The sequence below is a fragment of the Halomicronema hongdechloris C2206 genome (genome assembly GCF_002075285.3).
In the GTDB taxonomy this organism is placed as follows: Bacteria; Cyanobacteriota; Cyanobacteriia; order Phormidesmidales; family Phormidesmidaceae; genus Halomicronema_B; species Halomicronema_B hongdechloris.
In genome coordinates this window covers 2,560,181-2,579,201 of record NZ_CP021983.2, presented here as the reverse complement: position 1 = coordinate 2,579,201, position 19,021 = coordinate 2,560,181, and the positions used below count along the sequence as shown (strand labels likewise).

16 protein-coding genes are annotated in these 19,021 nt (G+C 55.9%); 7 read left to right on the top strand and 9 right to left on the bottom strand.

The genetic code is table 11. The features are described 5' to 3' along the window. Nucleotides 1–85: 85 nt before the first annotated feature. From XM38_RS11590 to XM38_RS11570, 4 genes are all read right to left on the bottom strand, one after another. Nucleotides 86–979: an MBL fold metallo-hydrolase gene (locus tag XM38_RS11590; RefSeq protein WP_080813078.1), complete on the bottom strand. Its 894-nt coding sequence runs from the start codon at nt 977–979 to the stop codon at nt 86–88. Nucleotides 980–1,244: 265 nt separating this feature from the next. Further along, on the bottom strand, nt 1,245–1,754 hold the full coding sequence (locus tag XM38_RS11585; protein WP_080813100.1) for an inorganic diphosphatase: 510 nt from the start codon (nt 1,752–1,754) through the stop codon (nt 1,245–1,247). A gap of 560 nt (nt 1,755–2,314) precedes the next feature. Further along, on the bottom strand, nt 2,315–2,656 hold the full coding sequence (locus tag XM38_RS11575; RefSeq protein WP_088429907.1) for a resolvase: 342 nt from the start codon (nt 2,654–2,656) through the stop codon (nt 2,315–2,317). 118 nt (nt 2,657–2,774) lie between these two features. Continuing rightward, nucleotides 2,775–3,275, bottom strand: coding sequence for a DUF4168 domain-containing protein (locus tag XM38_RS11570; protein WP_187329380.1), 501 nt, complete (start codon nt 3,273–3,275; stop codon nt 2,775–2,777). Nucleotides 3,276–4,096: 821 nt separating this feature from the next. Between XM38_RS11570 and XM38_RS25955 the strand changes: the two genes are divergently transcribed. The 6 genes from XM38_RS25955 (at nt 4,097) to XM38_RS11540 (ending at nt 6,951) form a co-directional block, all read left to right on the top strand. Next, the gene (locus XM38_RS25955; RefSeq protein ID WP_187329379.1) at nt 4,097–4,237 is read left to right on the top strand and encodes a hypothetical protein; all 141 of its coding nucleotides are present in this window, start codon (nt 4,097–4,099) and stop codon (nt 4,235–4,237) included. 140 nt (nt 4,238–4,377) lie between these two features. After that, a complete protein-coding gene (locus XM38_RS11560) occupies nt 4,378–4,644 on the top strand; it encodes a hypothetical protein (RefSeq protein ID WP_088429901.1) in 267 nt (88 codons plus the stop codon). Nucleotides 4,645–4,771: 127 nt separating this feature from the next. After that, on the top strand, nt 4,772–5,158 hold the full coding sequence (locus XM38_RS11555; RefSeq protein ID WP_088429899.1) for an ArsR/SmtB family transcription factor: 387 nt from the start codon (nt 4,772–4,774) through the stop codon (nt 5,156–5,158). Between the two features lie 190 nt (nt 5,159–5,348). Then, the gene (locus tag XM38_RS11550; protein WP_088429897.1) at nt 5,349–5,807 is read left to right on the top strand and encodes an ArsI/CadI family heavy metal resistance metalloenzyme; all 459 of its coding nucleotides are present in this window, start codon (nt 5,349–5,351) and stop codon (nt 5,805–5,807) included. A 358-nt stretch (nt 5,808–6,165) separates the two neighbouring features. Next, on the top strand, nt 6,166–6,528 hold the full coding sequence (locus tag XM38_RS11545; RefSeq protein WP_088429895.1) for a hypothetical protein: 363 nt from the start codon (nt 6,166–6,168) through the stop codon (nt 6,526–6,528). Nucleotides 6,529–6,759: 231 nt separating this feature from the next. Then, complete coding sequence (locus tag XM38_RS11540) at nt 6,760–6,951, top strand: DUF2949 domain-containing protein (RefSeq protein ID WP_080813064.1); 192 nt, start codon at nt 6,760–6,762, stop codon at nt 6,949–6,951. Nucleotides 6,952–6,983: 32 nt separating this feature from the next. On the opposite strand, the gene XM38_RS11535 is transcribed toward XM38_RS11540, so the two are convergent. Continuing rightward, nucleotides 6,984–7,895: a DUF1838 family protein gene (locus tag XM38_RS11535; RefSeq protein ID WP_088429893.1), complete on the bottom strand. Its 912-nt coding sequence runs from the start codon at nt 7,893–7,895 to the stop codon at nt 6,984–6,986. Between the two features lie 79 nt (nt 7,896–7,974). After that, a complete protein-coding gene (locus tag XM38_RS11530) occupies nt 7,975–9,642 on the bottom strand; it encodes an eCIS core domain-containing protein (protein WP_187329378.1) in 1,668 nt (555 codons plus the stop codon). Nucleotides 9,643–10,270: 628 nt separating this feature from the next. On the opposite strand from XM38_RS11530, the gene XM38_RS26985 reads away from it, so the two are divergent. Then, complete coding sequence (locus tag XM38_RS26985; RefSeq protein ID WP_088429889.1) at nt 10,271–11,377, top strand: GUN4 domain-containing protein; 1,107 nt, start codon at nt 10,271–10,273, stop codon at nt 11,375–11,377. A 678-nt stretch (nt 11,378–12,055) separates the two neighbouring features. On the opposite strand, the gene XM38_RS11520 is transcribed toward XM38_RS26985, so the two are convergent. The 3 genes from XM38_RS11520 to XM38_RS11510 form a co-directional block, all read right to left on the bottom strand. Next, nucleotides 12,056–14,578, bottom strand: coding sequence for an O-antigen ligase family protein (locus tag XM38_RS11520; RefSeq protein WP_088429887.1), 2,523 nt, complete (start codon nt 14,576–14,578; stop codon nt 12,056–12,058). 3 nt (nt 14,579–14,581) lie between these two features. Then, nucleotides 14,582–17,335 (bottom strand): O-antigen ligase family protein, encoded by a 2,754-nt coding sequence (locus tag XM38_RS11515; protein ID WP_088429885.1) that lies wholly within the window; start codon nt 17,333–17,335, stop codon nt 14,582–14,584. Between the two features lie 269 nt (nt 17,336–17,604). Continuing rightward, a complete protein-coding gene (locus XM38_RS11510) occupies nt 17,605–19,020 on the bottom strand; it encodes a sugar transferase (protein ID WP_088431649.1) in 1,416 nt (471 codons plus the stop codon). Nucleotide 19,021: the final 1 nt, after the last annotated feature.

Sequence of the window (19,021 nt, the reverse complement as noted above, 5' to 3'; positions counted from 1 at the left end):
ATTCTATCGCAGTGCTGGCGTAGGTTTTAATGGAGATTGGCCGCGTCAGGAATTGCAGTGCGTTGGCGGCCCATAGAGTAGTGGCTCAGGCAATTTTGACAACCATGCCCTCGCGAGCTAGGTAGGTTGCCTGGAACTGGGAACGAATTTCGGCTTCTAGCTGATCCAGCTGATTGTCGTCGTGGCAGGGATTGTGGTGAAACATAATCAACTTGCCTACATTAGCTGCTCTGGCGGCATCGACTCCCAGTTGCCAGGGAACAGCGCCACTACAATTTAAATCGTGGTAGTAGGTATCGGCATAGGTGCCGTCGTAAATCAGAACATCGGCTTCATTGGCGAGATAGAGCAGGTTGGGATCGACGCTGTCGTGGGAATGGTCAGTGTCGGTGGCGTAGACCAAAGTGTATCCCTGCCAACTAATACGAAACCCCAGGGAACTGGTTTGGTGGTTGAGGGCAATGGTCTCTACTAATACGTCGCCGAGGGGAATGACATTGCCGGCTGAAATGTTATGAAAGTGTAGATGCGATCGCATCTTTTGTAGGGGAATCGTGAAATTGGGACGTAACATTTGATCGGTCAGGCATTGCTTGATAGAGGCCCCGTTTGGGGCTGGGGCCCCATAAATATGGAAGCAATTCTCTTCAGCAAAGGCTGGGAAGAAGAATGGAAATCCCTGAATCCGATCCCAATGGGTATGGGTAAAGAATAAGTGGGCTTTAATACTGTCTTGGTGACGCAGCAGATGCTTTCCCAGAGTACGCAGACCGGTGCCGCCATCCAAAATGAGTCGTTGGCCACCTACAAGGACTTCAACACAGGCCGTGTTTCCCCCATAGCGGATGGTTTCTGCCCCTGGCGCCGGAACACTGCCCCGCACTCCCCAGAACTGTACCGTAAAGGTTTCGTGGGAAATGTGATCTGAGGAATTGAGTTGAAAAATGACGTCGGATGACGACGAATCGGTCTCTGGCATGTCAGTCTCAACCTGGTGGAGTTGTGGTTACTCCAGAGGCACTACCATAGTTAACAGACCCTATACCCTGTATATTCAAGCACGCTCTGGTTGGTCGGGACAGTTTATACCCTTAACCCACAAAAGAATAAGAGGTACTCCCAGATTAAGCCAAGCCATCGCAGGCGATGCACCTCATACCTTGAGAGTACCTGACATGGTAAATTGACACCCGGTAAAGGACAGCTCCCGTTCCTAAGCCGACTATTCTAGCTGTAAATGTGTACTATTTACTAGCCGCAATGCACTGATTGACGAGAGCCGTCACGCTATCGACATCTTTCCAGCCGAGAATTTCGGTTACTTTCTTCTCGAGGTTCTTGTATGTGCGGAAAAATTCGGCAATCTCGTCGAGGCGGTGAGGAGCCACATCCTGGAGAGATTTGACATGGCTGTAGCGGGGATCCTCTGCCGGAACGCAGAGGAGTTTTTCATCCCGGTCGCCATCGTCGATCATCTCTAACATGCCGATGGGCCGAGCCGCGATCACACACCCAGGGAAGGTCGGCTGATCCATAAGCACCATGCCATCTAGGGGATCGCCATCATCGGCTAAGGTGTTGGGAATAAAGCCGTAGTCGTAGGGATACTGCACGGACGAGAAGAGAACTCTGTCCAAGATAAACGCATTGAGATCCTTGTCAAATTCGTATTTGTTCTTGCTCTTCGCCGGAATCTCAATCAGTACATTGACAAGCCCAGACTCTGGCTGAGCCGGAATACGAGATAAGTCCACAGCGCTTCTCCAACTGAACCAACACTTCCAGACACCTTGGGCAGAGTCCGTCTGCCCAAGGCCCAAGGTGCCCTTAGGCATTTTAGAAGAAGACGTCCCTCCGCCCCCAGGTAGTTTCCAGGCTTCAGATAATCTTATTAATCTGGAGAGCGAGATAGGGGTGGATAAGACGTTGGCGCTATGGGAGTAGACGAAAAATATGCGATCGCAACCACAGGAAGAACCAATGTCACGAGAGCAACAACGACACCAACAAGATGACCTAACCGACTCGGAGGTTCCTCAGGAGGAATATCGGATTGACTTGCGGAATGCATACAGAGGGATCAAAAAGTCAGAATGGCAAACCAGATGATTGAGAAGACTTAGGGAACAGGAGTCTTTGCAGCGCTCAATCATCTAACCTATGCAGGTCATTGTAGACCCTATATCCACAGGAACTGTTTCCTAAACCACAAGGGCACATAAGTTTACTCGAGTCGTAATCAAAGCCAGTTTTCCCCAACGATAGCATCTACTGTAGACACGGGCATAGTGAATTACCGAACCATCCAGTGTGGTTAGACCTGGGATTGCAAATGCTCGCGGATGGCCTGTAATTCCGCCAGGATAGCCCGCAACAGCTCTTGGGTGATGGTTTCTTCCCCTGGCTGCACCTGAATCACCGGTGCCAGCCCCAACACGTCTCGAGCAAAGCGACGGACTTCTTTGGGATGAAAGAGCAGGGGCTGGTCCCGATCAGTGCGCACCTCTGGGTTGAGTCGATTGGCGTCGTAAGGCGGGTTTAAGACCTTAGGATCAGTGTTGGCATAGCGGTAAATGGACGCGCGGGAGCGCTTAAGATGACGCTGTACTTCTTCTACAGACAACAAAGGGGCATCATCAGGCAGAGGCGAAGCCATGCTAACCATTTCAATCAAGTCTTGCTCGTATCACAGCAAGACTCAAGTGTAGCATAATGAGTCTTGCTGTGATCAACTCTGGTCTTAAAGCGATTGCAGGCCCCTTAGATATATAGCCCTATTCATTCAGGCGCTGATTAATTGCCTCACGCAGTTCCGGATCCTGTTGAGCCAAGGCCATGATTTGACTGAATTCTTCGACGGCGAGCCCTTCCTCCTGGATAGCTGCCTCAATTTCGCCTTGGGCTTCCTGTTGAATGGTTGAGACTTGATCGGCAGCTGCCATAAAGCGCTCAATGTCTTGCTGACTCAAATCCATTGAGGCCTGGCTATCCGGGTCTTGTTGGGCCTCAACCATGGCATTGAATTCCTCAATGGTGAGTCCTTCTGCTTCCACGGCAGCAGCCATCTCGGCTTGGGCAGACTCTCGGATGGCCTGGACCTGCTTAAAGGCCGCGACAAACTGATCAATGGTCTCCGCAGACACCTCGGCCTGGCTGGGTGTCGGTGCCTGTTGCGGCGGCGTCTGTTGCGGCGGAGCTTGAGCGGCTACAGGTAAGGCTCCAGCCCCGAGAGACGCCAGTAGAGAACCGGTCAGTAATAGTGATCTCAGTAACATATAAAGCTTCCTATTGCTAGGGTCATCGCTGTGATGGTTGACCATTCACACTATCAGGACGCCTCAATGGTTATTCATTGGCACCCTGGTGTGTGCATTAGCTGTGCCACACACGGTTGCTACTGTGCCAGAGAATTGTGTCAGTAACGTAACAGGGGGATAACAATCTTGTTAAGCGGATATTGCGACCTTGCCCCAAACTAGATTTCGGCTGACAGAGCTATAAACTTTAAAACGATTGCCTTGCAATGCTTTCAGCCGAGTTTTCAAATGTCCTCTAACGGTATTGCCAAAGGTCTTCTCAAGGCTGGCTGTAGCAGTCTAGATCGTCTGAGGTCAATACTTAGGAGATCTCTTGAAACAAAATTACCCATTTTATGGGCTGTTACCCAAGGGCGCAGGCCCTACGCCCCTCCTCAAGGGATTTTCTTTCCCAGAATTCTCCTTAGATGCGGGGCATCTTTTGAGCTGGAATAGCCAGAAAAACTCTACCACCAACGTCTTAACCAACGTCTTATTGCTAGACTTACGTGTAAAATTATGAGTCTCACTTAAGTACGACTGAGTCTCGCCATGAACGGGCTGCGACTCTATACTGCTAATGGTGTCTCCCTGTGGCGACCTGCCTCCCTTCAGTCAGGGGGCGAATGGCTGCCAAAAATGGCGGCAAAAATAGTCCAAATCTAGTCCACCAATTCAAGTCAAGCTGCAAAACTCCTGTGATTAAAGGTTTTCGTGGGGCTGAATTGCTGCGGCTCCCGCAACTAATCATGTCTCGATTGATAGATCTAGAGATACTTCAATCTGCTGCCACCAGTCCCATGACTCAAGCGATTGCGCCACCGCTCAACTTTCTGGAATTTCTGGAGACCCTGCCAGACGATGGCAACCGCTACGAGTTAGTTAACGGTGAGCGAGTTCAACGAATGGCCACCCGCGCCCATGATGACGTCGCCGATTGACCTATGACCAAGGGACGTTAGAGATTATGGTGCCTTTGTCACCTCACGAAAGTTATAAACGGCTCATGGGCCGTTTGGTGGATAGGAGACAAGATTCAGGAATATGATGGCTAGATTGATATTTAAGACACCAATCCCCCATGGATTTAGACCGAGCTATGTTTAATCCGGCCAGCGTATTCGCCTCGCCAGGGGCCGTATGCGATGCCCAAGATCTGAGCCATGCCCAGAAGGTTGAGATTCTACGCCGTTGGGAATACGATGCCCGGGAGCTACAGGTAGCAGCCGAGGAAAATATGGGCGAAGGGTCAGAGGAACTACTGGATGAGATCTTGGCGGCCCTGCATCAATTGGGAGCTGGCATAGATCTTGACAACTCACCCCCCACTAAGCAAGGCGGCTTTTAAGGAGGCCTTGTGGCTGGGTTTCCTGCGCTATGCCGCTATTGTCTCCATCAGGTAGCTGAGGCCATGCGGAATCAAATTTGGGCGTCGGCGGCTTGACGGTTGCGTGTATTTTGATGATTATATAAATATGGAAGCAAGTCATTCATCTCCATCCTCCATCGACGGCATCGCCGCCACCTTTGCCGCCTTGGGGCAACCTTCGCGCCTACGGATTGTGCGGTTATTACTCTCGGCCTATCCCCAGGGACTGCCGGCTGGCGAGATCCAAAAGGAGCTGGGGATTTCTGCCCCAACCCTGTCTCACCACCTAGATAAGCTGCGGCAGGTGGGGATTGTCACGGCGAAGAAAGATCGGCAGTGGATTTGGTACGCGGTGCGATCGCAGGTGTTAAAGTCCCTGATCGACTTCTTGTTCGCAGAATGCTGCACCCGCAACCAGGTGGTTGCCTTCGACCCATCAGCCTGGCCATCAGACTGGGGCGAGGCCGAGGGCAGTTCTGGCTGCTGCGACTGACGCGATGATTTTTTTGCTCTTTAAACCACGTCCATCTAGAAACCTGGAGTTTTTGGCACAGCTATAGCTGAATCTACAGCCTTGACTACACAGGGAGTTGAGCTAATCAACTGACGTCTCATCGAGACTACGATTACCGATGTTGACGTGGTTTATTTCGATGTTTAGGAAAATACCAAAGGAGTCTCCCATGGCTAATCTCAAGACCCATGTGGCCCTGCATGTGGCCGATCTGCACCGCTCTGTCAGCTTCTACCGGGCCATGTTGGGGACGGAGCCCGTGAAGTATAAGGCTGATTACGCCAAGTTTGACCTGGACAATCCCGGCTTGAACCTGGCCCTGAATGCCAGCGATGCGATGGTCAGAGACCGGCCCTTCAGGGCCATCGAAACGCCAGGGACCCTGTCCCATCTAGGGATTCAGGTCGATAGTCGCGAGGCCGTAAGAGAGGCCATCTCCCGCTTCCAAACCGCCGGACTCATCACCTTCGCAGAGCCCGACACCGACTGCTGCTATGCCCTGCAAGACAAAGTCTGGGTCACCGACCCCGATGGCAACCGTTGGGAAATTTTCGTCGTCACCATTGCAGACACCACGCCGGACATGAATCTAACCACCAGCCAAGATCAACGGGCCTGCTGTGATTAGCCTTCAGGAGGCAGGAACTTGCTACCGTGATTGCTAGGCGGCTAGGCATGGGAGTGATTCTCAATGTCCCAAGCTACCTGACAAACGCAATAGGACTCTTGTCTTGGTGTACTCGGCCCTGGTTGGCTGCCACAAGATAGCCTCATGAGCAGTCCAATTAATCTTATTATGGGACTCAAAAAGAGCAGTTCAAGTCTCAAGACGAGACGCAAAAAACTAGCACCTCGATGCTGATCGGGCTACGGCAGGGAGTTGTCCTATGCCTTTAGATATAAAAGTCTCGGCAAAGTCAATTCGTCGTTACAGTTTGTAAATTTATTCGCTTACAATAAAACCGTAGCGTCCGCCCACAAGACTTATGACTCTGTCAACACTCATCCAGCGCAGCCGCACTTGGCTGCGGACCGTTGCGATCGCATTACTGGCCAGCATGGTTGGTCTTATGATCGGTGTCAACAATCCGGCCTATGCCGACACCGCCGAGGAGTCAGTAGAGTACATCGCCGCCGACGGCAGCGACCTTACCGCTGTGGCCCAATGTCTGCCCCAGGAACTGAGTCAGCCCAGTTTGGCTCGAGCGTTGAGCGAATCCGGCAATGACTTTCTCGAGAAAGTCTTCGATGTCAAAGATGACTACGGTGACTACGAGCTAGATAGCACCGAGGTGGAGTACCTAAACTGCTTGAAGCAGACAGGAGTGACTCCTCAGGTAGAGCGATAGTCAGGTGGCCTAGTGGCTGCTCGCTGTCGGTTGCCCCTGCCGATGCGAGCAGCCCGCAACCCCTTACCCAGTGGCCCTTACAGCGCGTGTCTACCCCGCAATCCCAGCGGCGCGTAAGCTTTTGTATCACTATGATCCGGAAAAGATTAAGACTCTATTGAATCTCACTAAAAATACAGGTAATTTTCAGATTTCATCGCTACACTACCCCAATGGAGTAGACGTAACACCATGAGCAAGCAGGCCCGACTCGTTGAATTTCTAAACCAAGAACTTGCGGTTCCTACCGATGCGATCGCATTGGGAGTGCGCCAGTCGGCATCGATGCCAAATTTGCTGCCGATGGTGCTTTGGCAGTATGGCATCGTCACCACCTATCAACTAGAACAAATCTTCGACTGGCTAGAAGCCAGCACCGGCTAAGCCACAACAGCACTGGAGCCGCTTTCCCCTGTTCACTCCATGGTCGGGAGAGCCTCCAGATAATGCCGAAAATTCGTCCAGGTAGTCTCGTTGGGGCGATCATCATCCAGGGGCGGTGGCTCTTGGTAAAGTGCAAACTCCGTCTCCATCTGGGTCCGCAGCGGTTGCGGCAGTTGCCGCCAATCCTCTAGTCGGGTACTGGCCGCCTGAAACACCATTTCTCCAGGGCGACCGCCCATCTCCATCCAGGGCAACCAGGGCGAAATTCGACTCCAGGAAAGGGCCACCTGACTCACCTCTTCCCGGTCAGAGCCCAACAGATCGGAGCGATCGACGGCAAAATTGAACAGCTCCATGGCGTGGTAGTAGCCGCCCACATAGTCCTGATAATCACTCCCCAGGGGATTGGGATAAAACAGCGGAATCACTACTGATAAGAATAGAGTATCTGTTTCCCCTAACCATTGAAACTGCAGGCGCTGCCCCGTGGTCTCGGCCCAAAACGGCGACGAATTCACCGGATCATTGGCCACCGCCATCACCCGGTTGCGCTCCCCGGTCCAGGGGTTGTCCCAGTGTTCTAGGACAGCATCGGTCTCTGGGTCGAGGTAGAGCATCACCTCTCGCGACACCTGACGGAACCCGGGCGAGCCTGTCTCTGAGGTCAGGGAGACACAGGCCCGAGTGCTGACTCCCTGCACATTAAACAGATGCCGATCCCGCTCCCCCGGCACCCGACTGTAGACCTGACCCACCCAGCCGTAGTAGACGGTGCGGCCATCTTCCACAGAACAGAGCAACTTCCGGAACGCCTGCAGCGTGTCTTCTGGACGACTCAGATCAAGACTCCTAGCCTCAGCCCCAGGGCACCCAAGGGAAACTATCATCAGCCCCATCCCCAGAGCCATGGTCAGGAATGTTGAGGGTAGAGGTTGGGTCATCATGCCATGGCTCCAGCAGGTTGGTCGTGATACCCATCATTGAATCACAATGCTCACCCTACATTTGAGCTAGGTGCTGCCCTTACAACGGTAAAATGGCCGATATGCTGAATGTGTTAATTTGCCTGGCATCGGAATCCAGGGGCTGCGCTAAACGGTAGGCGGCTTCGATCGATACGGGTCTTAAATGAGTGAATCTGGGGATGAAGAACTGGACGCCTCCGCTCACCTGAAGCACCCAGTCTCTGCTGCTCACCGTTGTCTCACGGCTCTGAGGTGCGACTGGCTCTAAGGTAAACTCGCCGAGGCCAAAGCCGGTTTCTAAGCGTCCTGTGAACCCGCCGAACCTCTTGTCACGAGACACAGGCGTCGAGACAAATTGCAAGCCTCCTATGGCTGCGCCAAACTCGCCGTGTGGATCAGACTCAAAGAGTGACGCCAGGTTTAGTTGCACCCCGCCTGTTACCCTCAGGCGGCCCTCCACCCAATTCCACATAACGTAGCGATAAGTCAACATCGCTACTTTCAGCTTGTCGGAGCCACTGAAGCCAACGCCTGCTGCTAGCGATAGCTCATGACGCCCAACACGCCCAGTACGTGACGCATCATACGGCCAATAGATGTCGAATTCTTTCCCTTTGCCTCGCTTCATATGTGCGTGGAAAGTCTGCTTCTGGCGCTCTGTCCAGGATGAGGAGGCAAATTCAAATGCGGCTCGAATCATGGCATCAGCGTCAGGACATTCGCAACTGCAGCGAATATCTCGGATTGCTCCGGAAATGCTCTCACCCGTAACCTCGGTTGGATCTTTGAGGTGGTGATTGAACCAGGCATCTTGAAGATCCTGCTTCAGCCGATTCACAAAGGGAAATTCGCTGATGACGGCGGCTAGCTCACTGATTTCCTTAGCCAGTCGCTCTTCTGTACAGTTTTCATCAGAAGATGGATAACGAATGTTGGCGCCAAGAAAGCGTGCATGGGTCGTTTCATGAGTCAGCACTCGCAGGACTGCCCAACGTAACCACTCTTGTCGCGTGAACCGAGGATCAGGTACCCCCCCTGAGTTGTAGATTGCTGCCTGTCTCTCAAGGGCGGCGGGTACGAAAATGCAACTATGAACCGCCCCCTCGAATTCGGGTACTTTGGTGCCCGGTGGCAATGACACTTGCGCCCATTGGAGACAATCAGCACGGGAAGCACCGACATCGTCTGGCAAGTCCTCGTCTACGAAGACACCGTGGATTACTGGCCGCAGATCGGAAATGTGTTCCTGAAATAGATGCTCAACTGCCTCAGCGGGCCGACCGTGTAGACCCGAGCGTGCTGTCTCAGGCGGCAGCTTCTTCCGTTCGGCCCGTTTGGGAGCCGCCTTCTCAGTCACTTCTTCGCCAAACCGCTTAGCAGAACCGACTCTTGCTTCTCCCGTGTCAGGGGGCTCACACTCTGGATCTGGTAGGCAGGCTCGTTGAATAAAAGCTTTTCTAGACAGGTTGTCAGGCCCAGATTGTTGAACGACATGTACAAGCTCGTGGGCAATCAGCCGCTGGCCACTGACCGTACCAGGCTGATACTTTCCCCTGGCAAACGCAATGTTGGTTCCACTCGTATATGCGATCGCACCTATTTCTTCAGCAGATTGAGCCGCCCTTCCATCCGTATGGATGCGAATCTGGCTAAAGTCGTGATCGAGGCGTAACTCCATCGACCGGCGGATGCGTGTATCTAGGGGCTGCCCGGACGAAGCAATCACCGTCTGAACACTCGGTGGAGCGCTGGCTCCGCCAAGGCTAGGGGGGTAAACACGCTTCGTTAGCAATGATTTGTCGCCGCCTTGCGCCTGTTCACATCGGGGACACCCTCCACCACAGGCACAACGTTGCTGAAGTTGTGGTTCAGGCATATGCATCCCTTGTTCAGCAATGCGGTCTGCTTCTTGTTCGTATGAATCTCTGGGGGAACTGATTGTAAAGGGCGAGCGCTGCAGGTGAACTAGAGAGCGCCTCTGATCCAAACCGTTGCTGAGCCGCGCTCGATCTGTGCCTCTCAACAGAGAGACGCTGGGTCGTCGAGCCGCTTTAGTAAAGATGCGCATGGGTCATCACCTTGGGGCGAGTGTGAAGTAGGCATGTAGGGCGGACATTGTCGAACACTAAAGCACTGTAATGTCTGCAGACTCAATCACGGGGGATTCCCGGAAGAGTTCCTACGTTAATTATGGGGTGTTTGGTTTTGGCTGGATTTTAGTAGTTTCTTCTCTCGCATCTAGATTTGTAGAGTGTGAGCCATAAAGGATTCGGCACATCCCTCAGTACTGACAGCTCAGATGCAGAAAGCCTATAGTAAGAGGCAAGTTGCCTACATTCTGACCGTGTCAGCTTGTGCCGGATTCTTCTGACTACCAAAACCGACTGGAGCTGTTTAATCGGCTGACGGCCTTGCCAACCCCTCAGTTAGGCAGCTTGATCTTCGCCCTCAATCCTCCAGAGGGTAATGTCCCACCGCCATCCGCAGCACCTGCAACTCGTATTGAGGCACTATTGACCTGGGTTGAGAGTCCAATTGGTTGCAGACTAGATACCCTCAAGGCAGTGCTCAACGAGATTGATGCCAGTCAGCAGCTCTCCCCCAGTCAATATCAGACCCCTGGCCCGCAGCCCCAAGCTGCTGCAGAGCAATATCAGCAAGAAGTTGTTCGGATTGTCTCGGAGGGAAACGGCACCATCACGGAGACAGAACGCATTTTTTTAGATGTCTTGCAGGAGCATCTTTCCATTCCTGCTGCAGAAGCTCAGCGTATACAGCAACGTTGTCTGTCGCCATATGCCTCCTACCGGAACATGGTTGAGCGCCTGGTGGAGCAATCCTATCCCCTAACCTCAGCGGCTAAGCATACCCTCCAACGCAGTCGGCGAAAGTTCAGCCTCAGCGATTTGGCAGCCAACCAGATCGAGAAATCGGTGTTGTGGGGTGAGGATGACCTGAGTTCGGAGCAAGGTATTGACTATGTTAGGTTACGTCGGCTGCTGAAAGCATGTGACTGGAAAGGAGCGGACCAGGAAACGATAGACCGGATGCTGGACGCCATGGGTAAGAGGAGTTGGTACGCTATTTCTGACGAGGATCTTCTGAACTTTCCCTGTGCTGACCTCAAGACGATCGATCGGCTCTGGGTGAAGTACAGTCATGGGAGATTTGGCTTTAGCGTGCAGCAGCAAATCTACATCGAGTGTGGTGCTACTTTCGACGGCAAGTGCCCGGATGATTGGCAGATTCGGAGAAATCTTTTGGAACAATTCGAAAGGCGAGTCGGTTGGAGGAAGAGGGGATTGGAGCGCGGACAGACGTACTACTACTATGATGTAACATTTAGCACCTCATCACCGAAAGGTCACCTCCCTGCACTTTATAATTCCGGGGGGGGCTGTTACGACAGTATACAGGTCCTAGAGGTTGGGCTCGCATCGAGACTCGCAGACTGTAGCTGAGCAATTCAAAATTTAAAGTAGAGCCCGGAGCGGGGATCATTTTCCCTTCAATAAAGTGTCATGCTATGCCTATGACGCGACCCACACTCCGGGCAACGTTTCAACTTCAGCCAGACAAGGTGGTGTCCCGTCATTCCAGGCAAGCGTAGCGCGACCCGGAATCCAGGCAGAGGGCTCTGTCTGAGTCGAAGCCAAGGTTTACGCTCTGGATTCCCGCCGCCGCGGGAATGACAGTAGTAGGTTCCTGTTGGTAGCAGACTCACCGCGAAAAAGACTTCCGTCATTCCGGGCAACTTTTGCATTTTGCATTCCAAATGTCGCTCTGCCCCCCATAGAAACGCTGGCGGCCCACCGAAAAATCGATGCGGCCCATGGAAACGTCACAGAGTCCCGCCTAACTATAGAGAAGGACCGGCAAAAATGATTGCGTCCCAAAGAAAAATCAATGGGTCCCGTCTGACTATAGAGAAGGACCGGCAAAAAATGGCTGCGTCCCAAAGAAAAGTCTATGGAGCTTAATGACAACTGCATCGGACGGCTGTAGCCGTGTCAGGACCATCCCAATCCCAGCTCGATCACAGGGTTGAGACGCTGCCATTCCCGAGGGCGCAGTTTTGCTCTTGCTGGCGAAGTATTTTGTAATGAAGTTGCACGAAGTCAAGATAGGTTATTGAGCGATCACATCGCCAACGACTGAATCAACCCTTGCCGTTGCGGTTGCAGAGCCCGATCCCACTCCGGCCTATAAGTAGGAGACGGCAATAGCTCCTCAAAAAACTTCACCATGGCCACATTCTCGATGCGGGGTAAATAGTCGGCAGGCAACAGCCCATCGATATGGCGGCTGAGCACACCGAACCCCAATCGCTTACTGCGGGGTTCCCAAGTGGGGGCGATGTGCAACCACTGATCAAAACTCTCAGCTGCTCGCATCGACTGCACCAGCTGATCGATCATCTCTGGCGGTGGCAGCCCTTCCTCCAGCTGAGGTAGATCCTCTGGCTGAGTCACCCAGGCTTTCTCCAGCAAGGCCCGCCGCTCTGAAGGGGTTTGCCAAGCCAAGATGGCAAACTTGCCAGGGCTATCGGGTAACGCTGCAGCGTCCACAGGCTGTCCCTGAGCCAGATCTAACACCGCTCGGCTGATGACCGTTCCTCCTATGGTCCAATCGGCCTCAGCCCCAGCCAGATCCCCTTGCCACCAGCGCAGACTGCCCCGGAGCTGGTGCAGGTAACGAGTTAGACCATTCCCAGGAGCCAATTGCTCTAAAAATTCGCTGTAACGGGCCTCCAGAGAAGCCAGCATTGGCGCATAGAGCGGGCTAAATTGCCCGGTTTGCCACACGGGGCTGGTCAGCCCCAGGGGATGGCGCAACAACTCTAGCACCATCGCCTCCGTGGCCTGCTCCGGTTGACCCGCCCGCAATAGGCTAAAGCCCAACCCAAAAAACACTCCCTGCTTAGCAGGCACCAACTGGGCTGAGCGGGTAAAGGATTGGACCGCCGCCTTGGGCTCAACTTGCACCTGCAGCCAGCCCAGGTTAGAGTGGCCAAATTCTTGATAAGGTGAGGCTTTTAGACCCCGCTGAAACCAGGTGATGGCATCACGCCTGAGGCGCTCGGCTACCTCTGGCGGTGCTTGATAGCTGAGATCCCCCAATTTCCAGCCCAGTTGATAGGGATAGTAGGGCTCCCAGGGGGCCAACTGGTGGGCACGCTCCAGGGTTTGGACAAAGGTAGGTAGGTCGTCTTGGCGGATGGCCGCAAAGCCCTGACTGGAAAGCTGCCAGGCGCGATGGATGGGAACCAGCCAAACCCCCATGGCGACAGTCAGCCCCAAGCCTAAGCCCACTAGGCCACGGGTTATCCTCTGGGGGGGAGATGATGCCGAACCTGGCGAATGAAAGGTAGTTGCCAGGACGGCTCCATAGAGAGCCAGGCCACCGCTGATACAGAGAATATCCAGTTGATAATCGGTTAGGCTGATGAGGCCACAGGCCAGCAGCCCCGCCAACAGACTCCATACCAGGGGGGCTAGCAGCTGATTAGGAGATGGATGCCTCAGCCAACGCCAAGTGCAGTAGAGCCCCCAACCGCTTAGCAGCAGAGGAATCAGAATGCCCCAGATGCCCAGTTCTGCCCACAGCTGGGCCGGAGTGCCGTGGAGTTGAAACTGCAGCTCCGCCTCCCGGCCAGCCCAGGCGGGGCGATAGGCCTGATAGGCCACCGGCACGCCGCCCAGACCGATGCCGCTCCAGGGATGAGCTTTGCCCATGGCCCAGCCCACGGCATTGGTAATGAAACGATAGGCCAGCTCGCCGCTCTGGGTGCGACCCGAGAGCAAGGCCAGCACCAGCTGGCGAATGCGTGGGTTGGCCAGGGCCAACCCCACCAGGGCGATCACCCCCACCGCCCCGGCGGGCAACACAACCTTTTTCGGCAGAGGACTGCGCAGCAGGGCCACCGCTAGGGCCACCACCGCCGTGGCAATCAAGGCCAGCCAACCGCCACGGGAACTGGTGGTGTAGAGATCCACCAGCCCTAGTAACCCACCCCCCAGCCACAGCCACCGCTGCCAGCCGCGACCGACCCAGGCCAGACCCGCCAGCAGCGGCAGCATTAACACTAAATACCCGGCCACATAATTCTGATGGCCGATGGGCTGCCAGTTGCGCAGACTGGTGAGATTGAAGTTAAATGATTGCTCGACGCCATACTGTTGCAGCGTCTCCAGCCGAGCCAATTCTGGCCAGTAGATCTGGCTCAACCACAGGCCCAGGCTGACCAGGATGAAGGCAATGGCTAGCCCCCCCTGACCTTGTAGTAGTCGCAGGCAGCGCCGTGGCGTGGTCAGCCAGCCCCGCAGGGCATAGACAGCGGCGACACCGCCCAGGGCAGCCCAACCATACCAGCGGGCCTGCTGCGGAAACTCGGCCCCTAGGGTGGACACGATTAAGCCGATGACTCCCAAGGCTACAATCCAATCGAGGCCGCCGCCAAGGCGAAAGGCTCGCAGGGGTTTGTGCCACAGCTGCCAGAGCAACCAGAGAATGGGTAAGGCCAAGGCTGCCTGCCAGAGAAACACCCAAGGCCACGACACCATCATGGTGCTGCTGCCGGGCAGCAGGGTAAATACTGCATAGAGGGCAACGGTGAGCAGGCCCAGCAGAGTACCGTCTTGGCTGGTGGAGGTGGATTTCATGGCTTAACCACAGGGCGCTGCAGTGCGGTCTTGGCAGGTGGGATGGGGCAGATTCAAGGCCTGGATACAGAGGCGCTCGATTTGATAGTCGAGGGCGGGAAATTCTCGCGGCCAGTCTCGGAATAGCCCCAACTGCTCTACCAGGGTATAGGTTTCTAGCTCGGTTGGTTGCAGAATCAGGCTGATCTGGTTGGCGGCGCGGTTGCGGTAGGAGAAGGCCAGGGAACCACGATAACGAGCCGTTACGGCCTGAGTCAGCGATCGCATCCAGTCGCGCAGATTACGTTCTTCTAGCATGTGACCCTGCAACACCTGACGTTCTTGATCGGAGAGGTCGGTGGCGGCCAGGTAGTCGTCTAGGTAGACCTCAGGGGCAAGCCAGGCCCGCAGTAATTGCAGGGAGGGGGAGCCGTCGCCTGCAGCGATGGCTTGATTGAGGACGTCTAGGGCTTGCTCGGGGTCGGGTTCCGCCAGCATCAAGGTCCGTAAGAGGGCGGAGGGCGGAGGGCGGAGGACGGAGGACTTGATAAACGAACTTTCCGTTGCTGTGGATTGCTTGTGGCCGGTGGCTACCCCTCTTCCCCCAGCCCTTACTCCCACAAGGGGAGCAGGGGAGTGGGAAAGGGATGCCGCTGCTTCCCCCTCACTACTCAGTGCACACAAGTTATGACCTCCTTGCTGGTTGGGTCTTTCCCTCATCCCCCAGCCCCTTCTCCCACGAGGGGAGAAGGGGAGATGGAAAGCTGCTTCGGGTCTCCCCCACTCTTCGAGAAGCAAGCCACGCCCATTTTGGTGGAGGGCGACTGTAGAGGTCCTCTTCGATTGGTCAGCAGACGGTATAGGCCGCCCTAACCACCAGCGCAGGGCCTGGACGTTGGTCTGTAGCCTGTCATAGCCGGGAGTGGCAGGCGAGACGTCGACTAATAGGGTATCGTAGTGGCCTAGAGTGGCTTCAACCACCTGGGGATAGACGGCGGCGAGGGGGGGCTGCTGCCAGGCGGGATAGGTCAAAAAATCGGGATGCACCAGGGCTTCGATGGCCAAGGCGGCCACGGCTTGGTCCGGGCTCTCCTGGGCCAGATAAATCAGTCCCAGCAGGGCATAGATGAAACTCTGATTGCGGGGTAATAGCTGGGCGGCGCGGCGGCCATAGTGCTCCGCCTGCTGCCAGTCGCCGTCCTGGTAGTAGAGCACGGCCAGGTTCTGGTTGAACCAGACATCATTGGGAGCCGCCGCCTGGGCCTGATGAAAATAGTCGTAGACGGCCTGGCGAATCACCTGCTGGTTGCTGTCGCTGTCGGCCCAGGACTCTACCTGCAGCAGTTCTTCCCCCGCCAGGGCCCCGAAGGTGGGATCCCAGGGGGCCAGGCGAGTGGCCTTCTGCCAGCGACTATCGGCGGTGACCAGGTTTTGCTGTTGCAATTGGCTGATGGCGCTTTGGCCCAAAGCCAGGGAGAGATCGAAGGGGAGCCAGAGACGGATGGCCAGGGCTACTAGGGCCAGCACCCCGAGGCTGGTCCAGCGTCGACTCCGTTGGGGCCAACTCATGGCCGCGGTGTCTTTCACCAGATAGGTATCGGCTAAGCCCAGCAGCATGACCAGACTGAGGCTGAGGGTGACGGCGATGGGAATGTTTTCCAGCTGGTAATCGGTGAGGCTGGAGACGCCGTAGGCCAGATAACTGCCGCCGATGCCATAGAGCAGGGTCCGGTCAGGGGGCGTCAAGGGGGCGCGATGGAGCCGCCAGCAGAGTCGTCCCACCAAGACCCACCAGGCCAAATAGAGGCCGATGCCCACCAGCCCCAGTTCACCGGCCAATTGAGCTGGCGTATTGTGTAGTTGCTGCACATGGTCCAACCCGGCCCCGGCCTCGATGGGGCGATAGCGGTTAGACACTCGGCCCATGTTGCCGGGGCCTATCCCCAGCAGAGGCCGATCCCGCAGGATGTTGGCGGCGGTGCCCAGCATGAAGATGCGATCGCGAGCCGGACCATCACTGACCGCCACCGCCACTGGTTCATCCGGGTCCAAGGCCAATCCCTGCATAAGATCCCGCACCCGGGGATTGGTAGCCATGGCCGCCGTCACCAGCAGCAGCAACACCAGCCCCAGCAGGCCCAAGCGCCAACGCTGCTTGCCTTGACGACGCCCAACGACGCTGACCAGAGTCACCAGCAGCCACACCACTAAGCCCAGGGCCGCCCCCCGGGAGCCACTGACATAGAGGGCCAGGGCGACCACCAGGGCCAGCCCTAACCCCAGCCAGCGCCGCCAGCCTGACTGGGCCAACGCCAAGGCCACTGCCAAGGGCAGCGTTAAGGCGAAATAGCCGCCGACAAAATTGTGATGGCCCAGGGGATAGAGGTTGCGAATGGCGTTGCAAAAATTGCCCTGCTGCCACATGGCCGCATCCGGTCGCCAATAGCTGAGACTGATCACCGCCACCCCAACCGCCATCCCAGCTAGGCCCCACCAGAGTACTGTGGAAGAAAAACGAGGCTGACTCAGGGCATTGCGGGCCACGTAGAGCAGCAGCCCATAGCCCAGCCCCTGGGTCAGGGTCCAGGCAGCCACGGTGGGAAAGGGGGCTACTACCGTCGCCAGGGTCAATCCCAGAGCCGTCGCTAGCACCAACCCATCGAAGCCATAGCCCAGCCCCCGCCAGGGCCGCTGAAACCGCCGTAATTGCCCGATCGTGGCCAGCCCCAACAGCAGCGTGCCCCCCTGCCAGATCGCGATCCAGGGCCAACTGACCATGCGGGTAGTAGCTCAGCGGCATCCAGGCGAAGATCCAGGAGGTAATCAGGGCGAGATAGAGGAGGAGAGGCATGGGAGGGGAGGACGGAAGGGGTGATTGAGGGGTGGGTGATGGGGTGTAGGCGGAGCCTGCCCGAAGGGCTTAGGGGTGATGGAGTTTTAAGGTCTTAGTTTTGAGTGTTGAGTTCTCGCAGTTATGCTGCAATTCAAAATTCAAAACTCCCCCACTCCCCCACTCCATTACTCCCCACTCCATTACTCCCCCACTCCTAATACGCTCCTTTACCGAGTAGCACAATCTTCAAGGTCTCCATCAAGATATCGAGATCCAGGTTGAGGGACCAGTTGTCGATGTAGTGGAGGTCGAGGCGGGCGGCATCGTCGAAGCTGCCGATGTCGGAGCGGCCGGAGATCTGCCAGAGGCCGGTGATGCCGGGCAAGACTTGGTGGCGCACGTGGTGGCCAGCGTCGAAGTGGGCCACGTCTCGCAGCGGTAGGGGGCGAGGACCAACCAGGCTCATCTGGCCCCAGAGTACGTTGAAGAGTTGGGGCAGTTCATCCAGGCTGGTGCGGCGCAGAAACTGGCCCACTCGGGTGATGCGGGGGTCGCTCTTGAGTTTGAACAGGATGCCGTCCTGACTTTGGTTTTGGGTTTCCAGGGTGATCTGCTGCCGGGCGGCGTCGGCGGCCATGGTGCGAAACTTCCACATCGGGAACACCTTGCCATGGAGGCCGATACGTTCCTGGCGAAAGAAGATGGGGCCAGGGGAATCGAGGCGAATTGCGATCGCAGCCCCCAACAATAACGGCGCCAGTACCAACATCCCCAGAGCCGCCCCCACATAGTCCAGGGTGCGCTTGAGGCGGTAATCTAAGCCATCCACCAGGGGCGCGTCTAAGCGCAGGGTAGGAATACCGGCGAAGATCTCCGGCACGCCGCGACGATAGAGCATTTCCCGACTAGAGGGCACCAGTCGCAGGGCAATGCCGGCCCGGCGCAGCTGCCAGTAGAGGCTAGAGGCCAGGGTAGCATCAGGAAGATCTTCAGCCAGCACCAATTGCGCCCCCGACTTGAGAATGGCCTGCAGGGTGATGGGGCTATTGGCGGTGGTGGCCAGGGCCGACCCCACTACAGTCATAGAGGAGCGTTGCTGCAAGGTATCGGAGAGTAGCTTCAGGCGGCGGGCCGAGGCGATTAAAAATAGCCGCCCCTGCACCCACCGTTGCTCGATGGGCCGCAACACCAGGGTGACCAGCAACCGGGCCAGCATCACCAGGGCCACGCTGCTGCCCCAGGCCGAGAAAAACAGCGACCGGGGTGGGTCTAACTTCGGATCATAAAAGTAGACCAGCACCAACGACAGCAGGTAGATGGCCGTAATCAGCTGCGCCGCCCGCACGTAGTTTTTCACCTGGGTGAGGGGACCGTAGAGGCCATACTGGGCGAATACCGCCAGGGTGACGGGCACAAAAATCCAGAACAGGCTGGGCAGATCCAGCCAGACCCACCAGACCAACTGATCGGGAATGGGGGAGAAAAACTGGTTGAGAAAGTGGGCAATACGCCAGGCCACCGTCAGGGCGAGAATATCGCTCAGCACTAGCAGTAGCACCCGTTGCCAGCGCCAAGTCCAGATCTGTTTCAGTTGGGGGGTGCGGGGGGCACGAATATCACGATGGGGCATG